Genomic DNA, 18,756 nt, shown 5'->3' on the forward strand with positions numbered 1-18,756 from the left:
TCAAACACATGGCAGACTGGATTAAAACTCATGACTGAACACATCAAACACCCAGACCCACGCATGGTCGACACTGATACTTTAACCCATTTTGACTCAATGGGGCAGGCGCATATGGTTGATGTTGGAGACAAGCACAGCACTCACCGCATCGCGGTGGCGACAGGTGCTATCTATATGTCGGCGCGGGCATTTGAGCATTTGCAACCCAACGTCAATAAAAAAGGAGATGTCTTGGGCATTGCCCGTATTGCAGCGATAGGCGGCACGAAGCAAACTGCACAGCTTATCCCATTGTGTCATCCGTTGGCGTTGACGCGTGTCGCGGTTGAATTTGAGTTGGATGAAATCAACTTAAGTGTGCGCATCGAGGTGACGGCAGAAACCGTCGGACGGACGGGCGTTGAAATGGAAGCTTTGACGGGAGTGTCTGTTGGATTGTTGACTATTTATGACATGCTTAAAGCAGTCGATAAAGGCATGCGCATCCAAGACATTCAGTTGCAAGCAAAAAGTGGAGGTCGAAGTGGAAAATGGGTTCGAGACAGCGCATCCTGAGACTTTTCAATCGGTTGCCCGTTCAAAAAGTTTGTCAACTCGGCTATTGATATCGGTTGTTGTTTGGCTGATTTGCGCCATCGTTTTTACGGGCTATACTTTGCTATTGTCTTGGGAGCTTGAAAACGGCGGCATGGCGATTAACAACGCAGGCAGCTTACGCAAACGCACCTTTCAAATTGCACTTTTATACAATCAAGCCCCCGATTCTTTTGAGCTTCAGAACGAGCAACGTGAGTTTGAGGCGGTACTCGATGGCCTATCTACTTTTGGGCAAGGTAAGCAGCTCTTACCCAACAATCACACGGTCAGCCAGCAAGTCACTTACCTTAAGCAACAGTGGCAGCAAGTCATTTTACCTTGGTATGCGCAGCTACGGGTTGAGGGGCAAACGGTCAATTTGAACAATCGCCAACCATTAGACGCATTTGCCAACGACTTAAATACGCTGGTGAAAATGATTGAAAATGACAATACCGTCAGCATTCAACTTTTGCGCCTGTTTCAAAAACTACTATTGGCAATGACCGTTGTCACGGCGGTGACAGGCATTTATCTGTTATTTCGTTTGGTCATTCATCCACTCGACACTTTGCGTGGTGGGATTCAGCGTTTAAGTGATGGTGATTTAAACTCAAGGGTCGTCATTCATACTCAAGATGAGTTTGGTGTCGTATCCAAAGGCTTTAACCAAATGGCAGGGCGTTTACAAGACTTGTACAACAACCTAGAACGAAAAGTCAGCCAAAAAACCCAAGCATTGGCGCAAAAAAATCAAGAAACAAGCGACTTGTACGAAATGACCGCCTTTTTGCATCAGTCCCAAACGGCCGACGAAATGAATCGAGGTTTCATTGAACGCATGTTGAAGCTCACGGGCGCAAGCGCAGGCAGTATAAGGTTATTAGATGCCACACGGCGCAAACTAGACTATGTCGCACACGAGGGCTTACCCCCCAGCATGATTAACAGTACAACGTGCACATCGTTGGATGCTTGCTATTGTGGTGAAGTGGCAAAACAATCGATTTTAAACACACAACCTGAAGCACAACACATTGATTTAATCCCGCTCAAGTTTGAATGCTCATGTTTGGGTTTTGTCGATTTACTGGTGTTTCCGATTCACTTTCGCACCCAAAAACTGGGCGTGCTTGCTTTGTATTTTAACAGCGCGAGCACGGTTGACAACAACCAGAAACGTTTAATTCACGCGCTGTGCGACCAAGTGGGCGTGGCGATTGAAAACCAACGATTAATTGCGCGAGACCGACAGTTCGCCGTATCTGAAGAGCGCAACTTAATTGCCCAAGGTCTACACGACTCCATTGCACAATCATTATCATTTTTAAATCTACAAGTTCAAATGCTTGAAGCCGCCATGCAAAAAGAAGCATGGTTAGAGGCCAAAGAAAATTTAAGTTTTATCAAAAATGGCGTGCAAGAATCTTACGACGATGTACGCGAGTTGCTACTGAACTTCCGTACCCGACTGTCGAAGCAAGACTTCACAGAAGCCGTGCAAACACTACTCAATCGGTTTGAACAACAAGTCAGCGTTCAAGCACATCTCACCCTCATAGGCGACGGCTCACCGCTTTCACCACAGCAGCAATTGCAAGTCGTCTTTATTTTGCAAGAAGCCCTGTCAAATGTGCGAAAGCATGCGCAAGCGCAACATGTGCATGTGACGATAGACAATCAAGATGACTTTCTCATGACCATCGTTGATGACGGGCAGGGATTTGACGCAGAAAAAATTAAAACCAAGCGCACACAGCATGTTGGCACCGCCATTATGCAAGAACGGGCTCATTTGATTCACGCGCAAGTCACGCTTGAATCCAAAATTGGGCAAGGCACACGGGTGAAACTGATTTTGCCCAAAATAGAAAGAGTCTTATCATGAGTGATGCAACAATTAAACTACTACTGATTGATGACCATGCCTTATTCCGCAGTGGTCTACGAAGTTTACTACAGCGTCAAGATGATTTTGAAATCGTCGGTGAAGCTGCAGATGGACTAGAAGGCGTTAAATTAGCGGCTCAGCTTAAACCAGACGTTATCTTGCTGGACTTAGACATGCCCGTCATGCACGGTAAAGACGCTCTCGCACAAATTTTATCCGCCCAACCCGACATGGCGGTGCTGATGCTCACCGTCTCAGAAGATGGCACTGATTTGACCGAGTGTATGCGCACGGGCGCGCGAGGTTACTTGCTAAAAAATATCAATATCGACTTTTTATTAGACTCCATACGCAGAACCGTAGATGGTGACTCCGTACTTTCCCCTGAAATGACCACCAAACTGGTCGCACGCTTACGCTCTACAGACACACCCACAACAACGGCAAAAGTAGACAGTCTCACGCCACGTGAACGAGAAACATTGATTTGGCTGGCACGAGGCGTGAGCAATAAACACATCGCTCGCGCTTTAGATGTGGCCGAAAGTACCGTAAAAGTGCATGTGCAAAACATCCTACGAAAACTCGAATTAAGCAGTCGTGTACAAGCCGCTGTTTACGCGGTTGAGCATGGTTTGGATAAATAAACGCTTGTCGATGAACGCTTGAATCTAAGAAAAAAGTCGGCTTGAGCGAGCCGACTTCTTTTTAAACGACGTTAATTACAAAATCAAGAACCACAGCTGATACAGCCTTCTTCCATTGTACAGACAGCGCCTTCAACAATCTCTTCTTCCTTGGCTGGTTTTTTGTCTGAGACAGCACCGACAGTGAACTGCACGGCTTGGCTGGCGGCTTTGGCGCGCAGGTAGTAGATGCCTGTTTTAAGACCCTTTTGCCATGTGTAAAAATGCATCGAGGACAATTTTGCGATGGTCGGTTGCGCCATGAATAGGTTCATAGACTGCGATTGACAGATGAACGCGCCTCGAGCCGCCGCCATGTCGATGAGGGTTTTTTGTTTAATTTCCCACACGGTTTTGTACAGGGCTTTGAGTGATTCTGGAATGCGGTCAATGCCTTGTACAGAGCCATTGGCACGGATGAGCTCGTTGCGCATCTCGTCATCCCATAAGCCCAGCTTGACGAGGTCAATCAGCAGGTGTTTGTTGACGATGATAAATTCACCGCTCAACACGCGGCGAGTGTAAATATTGCTGGTGTATGGCTCAAAACATTCGTTGTTACCCAGAATTTGTGAGGTTGAAGCCGTCGGCATCGGTGCGAGTAACAGTGAGTTGCGCGCGCCGTATTGGGCCAAGTTTTGACGCAATTGAGCCCAATCCCACGTATTCGACGGCGTATGTCCCCACATGTCGCATTGCAAAATCCCCTTGGATAATGGCGAACCCGCGTAGCTGTCATAAGGGTCGTGTTCTTTGGCCAAGTCAATGGATGCGCTCATGGCGGCGTAATACATGGTTTCAAAAATACGCTGGTTGAGGGTTTGCGCCACATCAGAATCGAACGGCAAACGCAGCTTAATGAAGGTGTCGGCCAGTCCTTGTACACCGAGGCCAATGGGGCGGTGGCGCATGTTTGAATGGCGCGCTTCAGGCACGGGGTACAAATTGCGGTCAATGATTTTATTCAGGTTTTTGGTGGCGTGATACGTCACATCATACAATTTTTGATGGTTGAATTGATTGTCCTCAACGAACTTTGGGAGGGCAATTGAGGCCAAGTTGCACACGGCAATTTCGTCGGGTGACGTGTATTGGATGATTTCAGTGCATAGATTGCTGCTTTTGATTGTGCCCAAATGCTGTTGGTTGCTCTTGCGGTTGGCATGGTCTTTGTACAACAGGTATGGCGTGCCTGTCTCAATTTGAGATTCTAAAATCGCGAACCACAATTCTTGCGCACGAATCACGCGGCGTGCCTTACCTTCAGACTCATATCGCGTGTACAACGCTGCAAAAGCCTCGCCCCAGCATTCGTCCAATCCTGGGCATTCGTGCGGGCAAAACAAGCTCCATTCGCCGTCCGCTTGTACCCGTTGCATGAATAAATCATTAATCCACATGGCGTAAAACAAGTCGCGCGCGCGCAATTCTTCTGCACCATGATTTTTTTTCAATTGCAAAAAGTCAAATACATCGGCGTGCCAAGGTTCGAGATAAACCGCAAACGCGCCTTTGCGCTTGCCACCGCCTTGGTCGATGTAGCGCGCGGTGTCATTAAACACTTTGAGCATGGGTACAATGCCGTTGCTTGTGCCGTGCGTGCCAGCAATCGTACTGCCCTTGGCGCGGACTTTGTGAATGGATAAACCAATGCCACCCGCATTTTTTGAAATGAGTGCGGTTTGTTTTAAGGTGTTATAAATGCCTTCAACCGAATCATCTTGCATGGTCAGCAAAAAACACGAACTCATTTGTGGATGCGGCGTGCCCGAATTAAACAAGGTTGGCGTGGCGTGAGTAAACCAGCCTTCAGACATCAGGTGATAAGTTTCGATGGCGGCATTGATGTCGTCGCCATGAATACCAAGCGCGACGCGCATATACATGTGTTGTGGGCGTTCAATGATGTCGCCGTTGATGCGCAGTAAATAACTGTGTTCTAAGGTTTTAAAACCAAAATAATCAGAGTTAAAGTCGCGCTCGTATACTACAGTGGAGTCAAGCAATGCGGCGTGCTGTTTGACCGTTGCGAGCAGCTCATCCGTGATAATTGGCGAATGTTTTTTTGTATGGGCATCCGTGTTGTCATGCAGCTTTTGCATGGTTTCTGAAAATGATGCCGACGTGTTTTTATGCAAACGACTAATCGCTAACCGTGCCGCCAATAGTGCGAAATCAGGATGTTGCGTGGCCATACTGGCCGCCGTTTCAGCCGCCAGATTATCCAGCTCCGTGGTGGACACGCCATCGTACAAGCCCATGATGACTTTTTTAGCCACTTCAATCGGTTCAACCATGGGGTGCAGGTTGTCAGACAGTTTGCTGATACGGGCGGTGATTTTATTGAGTTGAACGGTCTCTTGTTGACCGCTGCGTTTGGTAACGAACATGGGGGCTCCTAAATATGAATGTGCGGTTATGAATCTCAGGTGGTGACGGCAACAAGGGCGCACCACCTCGATTTAGCGAGTGGACGAGAGGCGATGAAAACAGTGGGTTTGTCGTTTGTAAGCTTTAAAAAGACTCAAAAAACTTAAAAAGACTTAAAAATCTTCTTCCAATGAGAAAATTTGGTCGTTCTTATTGCCCAAAACCCCCGCTTTTTGATAATCGCCCACCCGTTTTTCAAAGAAGTTTGTTTTACCTTCGAGAGAAATCATCTCCATGAAATCAAACGGATTCTTGGTGTTGAACAGCTTGGCGTAGCCCAACGCGGCGAGCCAGTGGTCGGCCACAAACTCAATGTATTGGCTCATCAACTCAGCGTTCATGCCAATCAGACTGACAGGCAACGCCTCGCAGACGAAGTTTTTTTCAATTTTGACGGCATCTGAAATAATCGCGTGGATGGTTTCGGTTGATAAACGTTGCTTGAGCATGTGATACAAGGAGCAAGCAAATTGGCAGTGCAAAGCCTCATCGCGGCTAATCAATTCGTTGCTGAATGTTAAGCCTGGCATCAAGCCGCGTTTTTTCAACCAAAATAAGGCGCAAAAACTGCCGCTAAAGAAAATGCCCTCAACCGCTGCAAATGCAACCAATCGTTCAGCAAAATTCCCTTGTTCAATCCAGCGCAAAGCCCAATTGGCTTTTTCTTTAACCGCAGGAATGGTTTCAATGGCGTTGAACAAAAAGTCTTTTTCGTCTTGCTTTTGGATATATGTGTCGATGAGCAAGGCGTATGTTTCTGAGTGAATATTTTCCATTGCCACTTGAAACCCATAAAAACAACGCGCTTCGGGCACTTGTACTTCCTGCATGAAGTTAACCGCCAAATTCTCATTGACGATGCCATCAGATGCGGCGAAAAAAGCCAATACATGGCTGATAAAGTGCCGCTCACCCGAAGACAAAGACCACCAGTCTGCTAAATCGCTTTCTAAATCAATCTCTTGCGCCGTCCAAAAGCTCGCTTTGTGTTGCTTATATTGTTGCCATAAATCAGGATGTTGTATGGGCAAAAGCACGAAGCGATGCGGGTTGTGCGCCAAAATAGGCTCAACCGAAGGGTCAAAAGTGTCGCTGAAAAAAGATGGCTGTTCAATGGTGTAATTAGTCATGGTAAACCCCTGTTAAAGGTGTTCCGAAATTCACCAAAGATGCGCAAGTAATGCAAGATATCCGCTCAAAATCACCGTAGCGGAATGGGGGCATGTGCACGCCTTTGGTACGAAGGCTTGCACACATAATCATTTGACAGGTATCTGACTTGGGTCGGACAGCATACAGTGCTGAAAACCGACTTTACAGTTGCGCCACAGTCCATGAATTTCACATGGTTCCCTGAGTTTTTTGTTTAACCATTTGATTTTAAATGTCATTAAATTCAAATGGTGTTGTAAAAAAAGAAAATGATGTCAGTGTGTTGGGTGTCATGATAACAAAAAAAGCACAGGTAGAAAGTGCCAAATCCATTCTATTTTTGATTTCAGTTCGTCATCAGTTGGTCGTTATTTAGGAGTTAAATCTGCTAAATAGGATGTAAAAAAATCGGTAAGCACATGATTCATACATGAATTTTTATCTAAAAAATGTCAAATCATTAAAATATTGACTTGTTTGAACGAAAAAAATGCCAACATGGCGTTGGCATTTTTTCGATAAAAATACGACATTCACTCAAACCATTCATCAAAATTTAGAGTGATGCGTCGCTCGTTCGTTTAACCGCGTGCTTGTTCAATCAATTTCACCAGCTTTTCGGTGTCAACACAGAATGCACGAATGCCCTCGGCGAGTTTTTCACACGCCATCGCATCATTATTGAGCATCAAGCGGAAGCTCGATTGTGTCAATTCAAGTCGTTGAATATCCATGTTCTGTGCCGCAGCCGCGCTTAATGCGGGTTTGACAGCATCATGGCTCGCTTGCATGGTTGCCAATAAATCGGGGCTAATCGTCAATAAGTCACAACCCGCCAAGCCGAGAATCTGACCGACATTACGGAAACTCGCGCCCATTACTTGGGTTTTGATGCCGAATTTTTTGTAGTAGTTATAAATGGTCGTCACAGAGGCGACACCAGGGTCGTTGCTCATGTCGTATTCAATGCCTGTTTGCTTTTTGAACCAATCGTAAATGCGACCGACAAAAGGTGAAATTAAGGTCACGCCCACATCAGCACAAGCCACCGCTTGCGCGAGGTTAAACATTAACGTCAAATTGGTGTGGATGCCTTCTTGTTCAAGCACTTTAGCCGCTTGAATGCCTTCCCATGTGGCCGCGACTTTAATCAAAATGCGCTCGCGGCTGTACCCTTGTGCTTCGTATAAAGCGATGATGCGACGACCACGCGCAATCGAACCTTCGGTGTCGAATGATAAGCGCGCATCGACTTCAGATGACACACGACCAGGAATGGTTTTTAAAATTTCGCAACCAAAAGCCACCAGAACATGGTCCATAATGTCCGCGACAGATTCAGCCGCATGGGTTTTAACCGTAGACTCAAACAAAGGCTGATATTCGGGTTTTTGTACCGCTTTTAAAATTAAAGAAGGATTGGTGGTCGCGTCTTGAGGTAAAAACTGGGCAATCGCCTGAAAATCGCCTGTATCCGCCACGACAGTGGTCAGTGCTTTAAGTTGCTCTAATGTACTCATGCGTTTCTCCAATCAAATAAAGTGAGTGGCGAGCCAAGCTCACCTTGAATTTTTGAAATTGTATCTTAAATTTTAAGTGAATTTACGTCTTAGTCTTTGAGATAAGGGTTTTTTCTGCTAAAATAACGCGGTTTAGCAATATATTTTATAAAGACGACGAATACGATGATGTACAGGCTACTAAAGACACTAAAAACAGGTGAAAACCGCCCAGCACAGTAAATTTTTTTATTGATGTGGGGGCGGTTTTTTTTTGCCCAGTGTTTGTTGTGTGTGTTTGTATCAAAAAGTTCGAATCATGTTTGTATGTCCAAAAGGTCAAGGAGTTTGAGTATGTTACCGATTTTTTCTAATCAATTTCCCAAAGCGGTGCTGGTGTTGGCCGATGGTTCAGTGTTTCACGGTTACAGCATCGGTGCGCAAGGACATACTGTCGCCGAAGTGGTGTTTAATACTGCGATGACAGGTTACCAAGAAATTTTAACCGACCCATCGTATACGGGGCAAATGGTGACGCTGACCTATCCGCACATTGGCAATGTCGGCGTTAATTCCGAAGACATCGAGGCCGATAAAGTCTACGCCGCAGGTTTAATCATCAAAGAGCTGTCGCCCGTGGTGTCAAATTTTCGCGCGACGCAAAGCCTGCCTGATTATCTCAAAGCCAACAACATCGTTGCCATTGCTGGGGTCGATACCCGCGCGCTCACGCGCGTATTGCGTGAAAAAGGTGCGCAAGGCGGTTGTATTTTAGTTGGAGACGACGTCGCTTTGGCCACTCGACTGGCGAGCGAGTTCGCTGGGATGAGTGGGCAAGACTTGGCAAAAGTCGTTTCGACGACCTCCGCCTATTCGTGGACAGAAACCGAATGGCGATTGGGGCAAGGTTATGGCACACAAACCGCACCCAAATTTAAAGTCGTCGCGTATGATTTTGGCGTCAAATACAATATTTTGCGCATGTTGGCCGAGCGCGGTTGCGACATCACCGTTGTCCCTGCACAAACCAGCGCGGCCGACGTATTGGCCATGAATCCAGATGGTGTGTTTTTGTCAAATGGCCCTGGCGACCCTGAGCCTTGCGATTACGCCATTGCCGCAACCCGCGAGTTTTTGGACAAAAACGTCCCGACTTTCGGTATCTGTTTAGGGCATCAAATCATGGCCTTGGCCGCTGGTGCAAAAACCTTGAAAATGAAATTTGGTCATCATGGTGCGAATCACCCAGTGAAAGACTTAGACAGCGGTCGTGTGGTCATCACCTCACAAAACCACGGCTTCGCCGCAGACGAGGCAACTTTACCCACGAACGTTCGCGCCACGCATGTGTCGTTGTTTGATGGCAGCTTGCAAGGCTTGGCTTTCACCGATAAACCAGCCTTTAGCTTCCAAGGTCACCCAGAAGCCTCACCAGGGCCGCATGACATTGCGTATTTATTTGACCGATTCATTGATTTGATGGGCAGCAAAAAATAAAATGTTTGCTCACACACCGCCCCCACCTTACTACGCCGTCATATTCAGCAATCAGCTCGCAGCTGATGCTCAAGGCTATGATGCCATGGCTGACAGAATGGTGGAACTGGCGCAACAGCAAAACGGCTTTTTAGGTGCGGAAAGTGTACGTGATGCCGCTGGTTTTGGCATCACGGTGTCCTATTGGCAGTCCGAGCAGGACATCGCGGCTTGGAAAAACCATGCCGAGCACGTGATTGCTCAAGAAACAGGACGCGAACGCTGGTACGAGCAATACATCACGCGTGTCGCCAAGGTTGAGCGCGCGTATGGCTTTACGCATTCGACCACAAACGTTTAATTGGAGACCTATGGATTTTTTCACCCAACTCGGCATCACAGACATCACCACCTATCTGATTGGTGCGATTGCCATTATTTTGTTGCCAGGACCAAACTCCATGTACGTGCTCACTACCGCTGCGAAGCAAGGCGTTCGAAGCGGCTATGCTGCAGCCACAGGGGTCTTTGTCGGTGATGCGGTCATTATGGTGCTGGCGGTTGTGGGCGCAGCCACTTTGTTGCGCGAAGCACCCTCGATTTTTATTGTGCTCAAAATAACGGGCGCATTGTATTTAAGCTATTTGGGCTTACAAATGCTGCGCGGGGCATGGTTGATTTGGTCGAATCGCAACCAATTAACCGTCGCCGAAATGTCGAACGCAGCAAGTGAACTTGACGCATCGGAAGGGCGCAGTTTAAAAACACCTAAAGGATTAAGCCCGTTCAAACGCTCTTTATTCATCAGCTTGATTAACCCGAAGGCAATTTTGTTTATGTTGTCTTTTTTCTTGCAGTTTGTCTCGCCCACCGCTGAGCATCCTTACGTTGCATTTTTGGTGTTGGGATTGATTTTGCAGTTACTGAGCTTTTTGTATTTGAGTGCCTTGATTTTTGCGGGTGCGCGTTTGGCGGCCGCCTTTAGCGCTCGCCCCATGTGGATGATTGCGGGGACTGCGACGGTGGGATTGATGTTTTTAGGGTTTGGGGTGAAATTGGCGATGGCGACGTTGTGAGAGCGCAATTGTAGTTCTAAAGCTATTGCGGATTAAGAGTGTTATTAAGGGAACTGGTGTGGTTTGTATTTTGTGGCTCTCCATAATCGAATGAGGTAATAAGGATTGAAAAACATATTTTGGCTTGGACCTATTGTTGTTTCTTTTTTTATATTTGGTTTAGCATTTGAACTTTCTGCTTTTTATGTGCTCGGATTAAATGCTCTAAAAGTGTTGAGTTGGAAACATTTTTTGTACTCAGGTCTGATACACGCAACACTATCTTTCTTTCCCATTTTGGTTTTATATGTTTTTTCTGCATTACGCATGTTTTTTTCTGAGGCACTTTATAAAAGCCCTGAAGAAACAGTAGCTTTGTTACCAAAATTTGAATTTCGAAATTATGTGTTTATTTCAAAACTTATATTACTTGTGAGTTTGATTTATTTACTTTTGGTAATCTTTGAGGGGGAAATATTTAATAGCCAAATATTAGGTTTAGCGTACCCTTGGATGTTTTTATTTTGCACAGTTTTTTTTGTTCTTACGTTATTAAAGAGTCCAACAGGTAGCTTTATGGCTGTGTTTGTTGCATTTATGTTCGCAGGAAGCTTTTGCATGTCTGCTGGAGGATTTGGATTGTCGCGCTCGCACTTTATAGCTTTTGCTAAAGATGGGATTGTTAGAAATGACTTTATCGTTTTGATTGAACGTAAGGGGAGTGTATACATCGCAACAGCAAAAGAAGTGGGGGTTCCCTTATTGGACGATGTTGCATCTAAAGTAGCTGGGTTTTAGTCTATGGGCATGCTTAACTTAAGCGTAATCGTATTTATGAGAAACAAGTAAGAAAGTTTAACTGGGTACTTACGCAAAAGTTGTTGGTTGTCCTTAAAAGGTAAGTCACGTCATGCCGTGCTTGACACGGCATCTCCTTAGCGGGGAGATTGCGGGTCAAGCCCGCAATGACGAGTCAGAATTATTGATTGAATTGAAATTAAAAAGTTGGAGTAAAGAAATGCCAAAACGTAATGACCTAAAATCCATCCTCATCATCGGCGCGGGGCCGATTATTATTGGGCAAGCCTGTGAGTTTGACTATTCGGGGGCGCAAGCGTGCAAGGCCTTGCGTGAAGAGGGTTACCGCGTGATTTTGGTGAACTCGAACCCAGCGACCATCATGACTGACCCAGAGATGGCGGATGCGACCTATATCGAGCCGATTACGTGGGAAGTGGTGGAAAAAATTATCGAGAAGGAAAAGCCCGATGCGATTTTGCCGACCATGGGTGGACAAACTGCATTGAACTGCGCGTTGGATTTGCACCGCCACGGTATTTTGGCGAAGCACAATGTGCAGCTTATTGGCGCGTCGCCTGAAGCGATTGATAAGGCGGAAGATCGCATGAAGTTTAAAGATGCAATGACTAAAATCGGTCTCGGTTCGGCGTTGTCGGGCATTGCGCATTCATGGGAAGAGGCGCAAAACGTGCATGCGATGATTGCCCAAACCAACAACAATTCGGGTTATCCCGTCATCATTCGCCCATCGTTCACCATGGGCGGTACGGGCGGTGGGATTGCGTATAACCGCGAGGAGTTTGAAGAAATTTGCAAACGCGGTTTGGACTTGTCGCCGACCAATGAATTGTTGATTGAGGAGTCTTTGCTCGGTTGGAAAGAGTACGAGATGGAGGTCGTGCGCGACAAAAAAGACAATTGCATCATCGTCTGTTCAATCGAAAACTTGGACCCGATGGGCGTGCACACGGGTGATTCGATTACGGTTGCGCCTGCGCAAACTTTGACGGATAAAGAATACCAAATCATGCGTAATGCGTCGCTTGCGGTCTTGCGCGAAATTGGTGTGGATACGGGCGGCTCGAACGTGCAGTTTTCGGTCAATCCTGATACAGGCCGCATGATTGTCATCGAGATGAATCCGCGCGTGTCGCGTTCATCTGCGTTGGCGTCAAAAGCCACGGGGTTTCCAATTGCTAAAATCGCTGCTAAATTGGCGGTGGGTTACACCTTGGATGAGTTGAAAAACGACATTACAGGCGGTCAAACGCCTGCTTCGTTTGAGCCGTCTATTGATTATGTTGTGACGAAAATTCCGCGTTTTGCTTTTGAAAAATTCCGTGAAGCCGACCCGCACTTGACCACACAAATGAAGTCGGTCGGTGAGGTGATGGCGATTGGTCGCACATTCCAAGAATCGTTCCAAAAAGCCTTGCGTGGTTTAGAAACGGGCATTGATGGCTTGAACCCTGTGACCGATGACCGCGCCGACATCATCGAAGAAATTCGCGAGCCGAAAGACAAGCGCATTTTGTACGTTGCCGATGCGTTCCGTGTTGGCATGTCGGTGGATGAGGTGTTCAATTACAGCAAAATCGACCGTTGGTTCTTGGTGCAAATTGAAGAAATTGTTAAGTTAGAAGCGCATGTGGCGAGCCAAACCTTGGCGAGCATTGATGCAGTTGACATGCGTGCTTTGAAGCAAAAAGGTTTTTCTGACCGCCGCTTGGCGCAATTGTTGAACGTCACGGATGAAGCCGTGCGTGCGGTACGACATGCGCTTGGCGTGCGTCCTGTGTATAAACGCGTGGACACGTGCGCGGCGGAATTTGCCACCGACACCGCGTACATGTATTCGAGCTACGACGCTGAATGCGAAGCCAATCCAACTGGCAACAAAAAAATCATGGTTTTGGGCGGCGGGCCAAACCGCATCGGTCAAGGGATTGAGTTTGACTATTGCTGCGTGCACGCGGCCTTGGCTTTGCGCGATGACGGTTATGAAACCATCATGGTCAACTGCAACCCTGAAACCGTTTCGACTGATTATGACACGTCCGACCGTTTGTATTTTGAGCCTGTGACTTTAGAAGATGTGCTGGAAATTGTTGAAGTGGAGAAGCCCATTGGCGTGATTGTGCAGTACGGTGGACAAACACCGTTGAAACTCGCGCTTGGCTTAGAGGCAGCAGGCGTGCCGATTATTGGCACGTCCCCTGATTCGATTGACTTGGCGGAAGACCGCGAACGCTTCCAAAAACTTCTGCATGATTTGAACTTGCGTCAACCGCCAAATCGCACGGCGCGTACCGAAGACGAAGCCTTGCGCTTGGCGGATGAAATTGGTTATCCGCTGGTGGTGCGCCCCTCGTATGTCTTGGGCGGACGGGCGATGGAAATCGTGCATGAACGTTCTGACTTAGAGCGTTACATGCGCGAAGCGGTTAAAGTCTCGAATGACTCGCCTGTGTTGCTTGACCGCTTCTTAGATGATGCGATTGAGGCCGATGTTGACTGCATTTGCGATGCGACAGGGCAAGTGTTGATTGGCGCGGTGATGGAGCACATCGAACAAGCGGGCGTGCATTCGGGCGACTCGGCGTGCTCATTGCCACCGTATTATTTATCCGCCGCCACCATTGATGAAATCAAACGCCAAACGGCTGAAATGGCGCGTGCCTTAAAAGTGGTCGGTTTGATGAATGTGCAATTTGCGATTCAAAACAACGGTGGCGAAGACGTGATTTATGTGCTCGAAGTCAATCCGCGTGCCTCGCGCACCGTGCCGTTTGTCTCGAAAGCGATTGGACAGCCGTTGGCGAAAATCGCCGCACGCGTGATGGCGGGTCAAACTTTAGCGCAATTGGGCTGTACGACAGAAATCGTGCCGCCGTATTTCAGCGTCAAAGAAGCCGTGTTCCCGTTCAATAAATTCCCAGGTGTCGACCCCGTGCTCAGTCCTGAAATGCGTTCAACAGGTGAGGTCATGGGGGTGGGCACAACCTTCGGCGAGGCTTTGTACAAGAGCCAATTGGCCGCCTCCACGCGCTTACCTGCCAGCGGTCAAGTGTTCATCAGCGTAAAAAACCGTGATAAACCCGCGATGCGTAAAATCGCCGCTGAACTGGTGCAGCTCGGTTACTCAATTTGCGCCACAGGCGGTACGGCCGAAGATTTGCAAGCGGCGGGCTTGCCCGTCCAACGCATCAATAAAGTGAAAGAAGGTCGCCCGCACATTGTCGATGCCATGAAAAATGGTGAAATTGCTTTGGTGTTTACAACGGTAGACGAAACCAAAGATGCGATTGCGGACTCTCGCTCGATTCGCACCACGGCTTTGGCGCAACGCATCACGTACCAAACCACGGTGGCGGGCGCTGAAGCCGCGGTTGAGGGCATGAAGCATTTGCACGAAATCAAGGTGTATGACTTGCAGGGCTTGCACGCGAGTTTATAAACCATAAACCATACGAAAAAAGTAGCATCTGGCTTTTAACTTAGTTTTTGAACAGTAAATTAAATTTGGGCGGGTATATCCCGCCTAAATTTATGAAAAATATATATGACGCTCATCACACAACTTAATCGCAAAACCATGCTGTTTCCGCTGGCATTGGTCATCTTCGAATTTTGCGTTTACATCACCAATGACTTGATTCAACCAGCCATGCTTGTCATCACGCGCGAGTTCGGTGTCGATGCGACATGGAACGCCTCGGCGATGAGTGCTTTTTTATTTGGTGGTGTGATTTTTCAGTGGTTGTTTGGCCCTTTGTCCGATCGTGTCGGACGGCGACGCGTTTTGTTGTCGGGCGTTGCTTTTTTCATCACGGCTTGCTTGGCCATGTGGTGGGCGAATGACATTTATCATTTTCTGTTTTTGCGCGTGTTGCAAGGTGTTGCCTTATCGTTTATTGGGGCGGTTGGTCATGCCGTGATTCAAGAGGCTTTTGAAGAAAAAACCGCCGTGCAAATCAGCGCGTTGATGGCCAATGTGGCGATGATGGCGCCGTTGGTAGGCCCGATTGTAGGCAGTGTTTTTGTTAATCACTGGCCTTGGCGTTGGGCGTTTGTCATCATTGCATCATTGGCGAGCGTGTCGTTTGTTGGGCTGCTTCGCTACATGCCCGAGACAGTGAAGCCAAGTAAACACAAGATGCCCATCAAAAAAATTGCCCATGATTTTGGACATTTATTGGCGCATCGACATTTTATGTTGACCTCTTTATCCATTCCATTCATGAGCATTCCGCTGGTCAGTTGGATTGCCTTAGCACCCACCATCATTGTCTCGGATTATCAACTGAGCAGTTTTGCGTATGGATTGTTGCAAATGCCAATTTTTGCGTTTTTAATTCTCAGCAATTTTGTTTTGGCTCATCGGACAAAAGTGTGGCGTTTGGGCGCGTCCGTGATCTACAGCTATGTGTTTTTTGTACTTGGCTCGATTGCATTGGTCGTAGCGGGTTTCGGTTGGCAGACGATTGGCATGCTGACCGCAGGGATTTGTTTGTTTGCTTTTGGCGAAGGCATTTCGATGTCGGTGTTGTACCGTTTCGCCATGACCGCCTCAGACCGTCCTTACGGCGTGACCTCGGCCTTGCTTGGCATGATGCACATGCTCGGTTACGCTTTGGGCGTTGAGGTGTTTAAGTGGGCGTATTTTAGCTGGGGTGTGGCGGGTTTTGTCGCGTGCAGCGTGATGAGTGTTGTGTTGTATGTAATTTTAAGTCGTGTTGCAACCTTATACGCAATGCAAGTGCGTGCAGAGATTGCATAAGTTGTAAGAAATTTAAGAGTGAATGTGTGATACATGATTGTTGACGAAGTGTTTGATGGGTTATTTTTGTTTTAATTTATAAACAATTAACAACAATAATTAAATATACTTACGTCTGGGCTTTTTTATGATGAACTCATACAAGAGAAGCTCTTGTTACAACAAGACAAAGTATATTTATCGACGCTAAAGGACATACAATCATGAAAAAATTAACAGGCATTGCGATTGCAACTGTTTTGGGCTTAACTTCTGCGGCTGTTTTTGCACAAACGCCGATGTCAACGACAACAATGACGACGACTAAAGCACCGCAAGCCGCCGCTAAAGCAACCGCTACTGCTAAAAAAGAACCCAGCGCGGCTCAATTGGCTCAACGCGAAAAAATGAAAACGTGCAACGTACAAGCCAAAGACAAAAAAGGCGCTGACCGCCAAGCCTTTATGAAAACTTGTTTGAGTAAGTAAACCCTTCAACGATTGGGTGAGTAAAAAAGCACAGTGTGCTCACTGTGCTTTTTTGTACCCTCATCCGTATGACGTGTTTGGATGTTTCAGTTGTCGAGTAGTTGCAGTGCGCGTTCGAGATACGACCAAAAATTCGCGTTGTCACGGGTGTTGAGCCATTCTCCGTTTGCAAACTTGAAGTGATACCCGCCTTCACGCGAGGCAAGCCAAACTTCGTTCATCGCTGCTTGTTGGTTGACAATGACTTTTTGACCGTCGTCATTTTCAATTTCAAGCACCGCACCGTGGGCGAGGATGTCCAAGTCAGTGTGGTTTTGTTCAACTTTTTCGCTGATATCGTCGAATAAGATTTTTACCTGTTGTAAAAATTCAGTTTCCGTCATAATAGACCCTTTGGCAAATGAGCAAATTGTGCGAGTGCGCTTGATGAATAAAGGATTATATATGAGAACCGTGATTCAACGATGGCTCTTGTGTGCTGTGGCGACGTTGTTGTGTGTGGCGTGTGGATACAGAGGGCCGCTGTATATGCCTGATGCGACGCCGTTGCCATCGGTGACCGCTCCAACTTCAATTTCGGTCAAATAGTTTTTCCATTTTTAAAATTAACTTTAAGACAGCATAATGACGCCTTATCCTATTACCACTTTACGCCGTGAAAACCAAACTTTAGTCCTTGAAAATGTGGGTTTGAAAAAACTGGCGGCTGATTATGGAACGCCTTTGTATGTGTATTCCAAAGCCGCCTTGTCAGAGGCTTGGCAAGCATGGCAAGTGCCTGCAGATCGCCCCATTCATATTTGTTATGCGGTTAAAGCCAATTCAAATATAGCGATTTTGAATTTTTTTGCACGACAAGGCGCGTTTTTTGACACGGTGTCGCAGGGTGAAATTGCTCGGGTATTGGCGGCAGGTGCGCCTGCGCATCGGGTGGTATTTTCTGGGGTGGCTAAAAGTGTTAAAGAAATTGAATTTGCCTTGAACGAAGGGATTCATTGCTTTAACGTTGAGTCGCTTGCGGAACTTGACCGCCTGCATGCCGTGGCAACCCGCTTGGGCAAACGTGCGCCCATCTCGTTGCGCATCAATCCTGATGTCGATGCAAAAACCCATCCGTATATCTCAACGGGTTTAAAAGAAAATAAATTTGGCATCGACCACACAGAAGCGCTGGCGGCTTATCAATACGCGGCGAGTTTGTCTGGTTTGAACATCATCGGCATTGATTATCATATCGGTTCACAATTGACCTCGTTGACCCCGTATTTGGATGCGCAGAATCGCTTATTCGGGCTCGTCAAGCAATTGGCTGAACATGGCATTACACTTGAACACATTGATTTGGGCGGTGGTTTGGGGGTGCGTTATCGCGATGAAGTGCCGCCCACAGCTGCATCTTTAGTGGAGCAGGCTTTGAATGGCCTGCGCGAAGCGGGTTTTAATCATGCCTTGATGTTTGAGCCAGGTCGCTCTTTGGTTGCGAATGCGGGTTTGATGTTGACCGAGGTGGAGTATCTTAAGCCGACACAACACAAAAACTTTGCCATTGTTGATGCGGGGATGAATGATTTGATTCGCCCAGCCTTATATGAGGCATGGATGCAAGTGGTGAATATTGATGAGCATGATGCCAGTGCGGTGGCTGCGCAACATTATGATGTTGTTGGCCCTGTGTGTGAGTCAACCGATTGGCTGGCTAAAGACCGCGAGTTGGCAGTGCAGGCTGGAGATGTGTTGGCGGTTTTGAGTGCGGGTGCGTATTGCATGACGATGGCGTCTAATTACAATTCACGCCAACGCCCTGCGGAGTTATTGGTCGATGGCAGCACAGTGCATGTGATTCGTGAGCGTGACACATTGGCATCGTTGTGGGCAGATGAGCGCATCCCCGAATAAAATGCGTTCAGGTCAGCAATGTACATAAAATGACTTTTTTGAGC

General features: G+C 47.2%; 16 protein-coding genes and 1 riboswitch. Of the genes, 12 read left to right on the forward strand and 4 right to left on the reverse strand.

Going from position 1 to position 18,756, the window contains the following annotated elements; genetic code table 11:
* Nucleotides 1-30: 30 nt before the first annotated feature.
* From moaC to DFR44_RS05680, 3 genes are read left to right on the forward strand one after another with little or no spacing between them, the layout of a single operon-like run.
* Nucleotides 31-558 (forward strand): cyclic pyranopterin monophosphate synthase MoaC, encoded by a 528-nt coding sequence (gene moaC / locus DFR44_RS05670; RefSeq protein WP_246012057.1) that lies wholly within the window; start codon nt 31-33, stop codon nt 556-558.
* Nucleotides 527-2,467 carry a histidine kinase gene (locus tag DFR44_RS05675; protein WP_162845177.1) on the forward strand — a complete coding sequence of 647 codons (1,941 nt, stop codon included), beginning with the start codon at nt 527-529 and terminating at the stop codon, nt 2,465-2,467. The genes moaC and DFR44_RS05675 overlap by 32 nt, the downstream gene beginning before the upstream one ends.
* Nucleotides 2,464-3,117 (forward strand): response regulator, encoded by a 654-nt coding sequence (locus DFR44_RS05680; RefSeq protein WP_133619945.1) that lies wholly within the window; start codon nt 2,464-2,466, stop codon nt 3,115-3,117. The genes DFR44_RS05675 and DFR44_RS05680 overlap by 4 nt, the downstream gene beginning before the upstream one ends.
* 83 nt (nt 3,118-3,200) lie before the next feature.
* On the opposite strand, the gene DFR44_RS05685 is transcribed toward DFR44_RS05680, so the two are convergent.
* The 3 genes from DFR44_RS05685 to tal all read right to left on the reverse strand — a co-directional run bounded on the left by DFR44_RS05685 (nt 3,201) and on the right by tal (nt 8,258).
* Nucleotides 3,201-5,546 (reverse strand): ribonucleoside-diphosphate reductase subunit alpha, encoded by a 2,346-nt coding sequence (locus tag DFR44_RS05685; protein WP_133619947.1) that lies wholly within the window; start codon nt 5,544-5,546, stop codon nt 3,201-3,203.
* A 153-nt stretch (nt 5,547-5,699) separates the two neighbouring features.
* Entirely contained in the window at nt 5,700-6,716 is a 1,017-nt protein-coding gene (locus DFR44_RS05690) for a ribonucleotide-diphosphate reductase subunit beta (RefSeq protein ID WP_133619949.1), read from the reverse strand.
* Between the two features lie 118 nt (nt 6,717-6,834).
* Nucleotides 6,835-7,002, reverse strand: a riboswitch (cobalamin riboswitch).
* Nucleotides 7,003-7,319: 317 nt separating this feature from the next.
* Nucleotides 7,320-8,258 (reverse strand): transaldolase, encoded by a 939-nt coding sequence (tal, locus tag DFR44_RS05695; protein ID WP_133619951.1) that lies wholly within the window; start codon nt 8,256-8,258, stop codon nt 7,320-7,322.
* Between the two features lie 333 nt (nt 8,259-8,591).
* Here tal and carA point away from each other — a divergent pair, with 333 nt between their 5' ends.
* The 7 genes from carA (at nt 8,592) to DFR44_RS05730 (ending at nt 16,816) form a co-directional block, all read left to right on the forward strand.
* Entirely contained in the window at nt 8,592-9,734 is a 1,143-nt protein-coding gene (gene carA / locus DFR44_RS05700) for a glutamine-hydrolyzing carbamoyl-phosphate synthase small subunit (protein WP_133619954.1), read from the forward strand.
* A gap of 1 nt (nt 9,735) precedes the next feature.
* Nucleotides 9,736-10,074: an antibiotic biosynthesis monooxygenase family protein gene (locus DFR44_RS05705; RefSeq protein WP_133619955.1), complete on the forward strand. Its 339-nt coding sequence runs from the start codon at nt 9,736-9,738 to the stop codon at nt 10,072-10,074.
* A gap of 10 nt (nt 10,075-10,084) precedes the next feature.
* Complete coding sequence (gene leuE, locus DFR44_RS05710; protein WP_133619957.1) at nt 10,085-10,789, forward strand: leucine efflux protein LeuE; 705 nt, start codon at nt 10,085-10,087, stop codon at nt 10,787-10,789.
* A 105-nt stretch (nt 10,790-10,894) separates the two neighbouring features.
* Entirely contained in the window at nt 10,895-11,566 is a 672-nt protein-coding gene (locus DFR44_RS05715; RefSeq protein WP_133619959.1) for a hypothetical protein, read from the forward strand.
* Nucleotides 11,567-11,786: 220 nt separating this feature from the next.
* The gene (gene carB, locus DFR44_RS05720; protein WP_133619961.1) at nt 11,787-15,026 is read left to right on the forward strand and encodes a carbamoyl-phosphate synthase large subunit; all 3,240 of its coding nucleotides are present in this window, start codon (nt 11,787-11,789) and stop codon (nt 15,024-15,026) included.
* Nucleotides 15,027-15,131: 105 nt separating this feature from the next.
* Complete coding sequence (locus DFR44_RS05725) at nt 15,132-16,349, forward strand: MFS transporter (protein ID WP_133619963.1); 1,218 nt, start codon at nt 15,132-15,134, stop codon at nt 16,347-16,349.
* Between the two features lie 203 nt (nt 16,350-16,552).
* Complete coding sequence (locus tag DFR44_RS05730) at nt 16,553-16,816, forward strand: PsiF family protein (RefSeq protein WP_133619965.1); 264 nt, start codon at nt 16,553-16,555, stop codon at nt 16,814-16,816.
* Between the two features lie 86 nt (nt 16,817-16,902).
* On the opposite strand, the gene cyaY is transcribed toward DFR44_RS05730, so the two are convergent.
* On the reverse strand, nt 16,903-17,199 hold the full coding sequence (gene cyaY / locus DFR44_RS05735) for an iron donor protein CyaY (RefSeq protein ID WP_133619967.1): 297 nt from the start codon (nt 17,197-17,199) through the stop codon (nt 16,903-16,905).
* A gap of 61 nt (nt 17,200-17,260) precedes the next feature.
* On the opposite strand from cyaY, the gene lptM reads away from it, so the two are divergent.
* Both lptM and lysA read left to right on the forward strand, forming a co-directional pair.
* Nucleotides 17,261-17,404, forward strand: coding sequence for an LPS translocon maturation chaperone LptM (gene lptM / locus DFR44_RS11780; RefSeq protein ID WP_425459561.1), 144 nt, complete (start codon nt 17,261-17,263; stop codon nt 17,402-17,404).
* 36 nt (nt 17,405-17,440) lie between these two features.
* Complete coding sequence (gene lysA / locus DFR44_RS05740; protein ID WP_133619969.1) at nt 17,441-18,712, forward strand: diaminopimelate decarboxylase; 1,272 nt, start codon at nt 17,441-17,443, stop codon at nt 18,710-18,712.
* Nucleotides 18,713-18,756: the final 44 nt, after the last annotated feature.

Origin of the sequence: Hydromonas duriensis, assembly GCF_004363775.1 — a bacterium.
Taxonomy (GTDB): domain Bacteria; phylum Pseudomonadota; class Gammaproteobacteria; order Burkholderiales; family Burkholderiaceae; genus Hydromonas; species Hydromonas duriensis.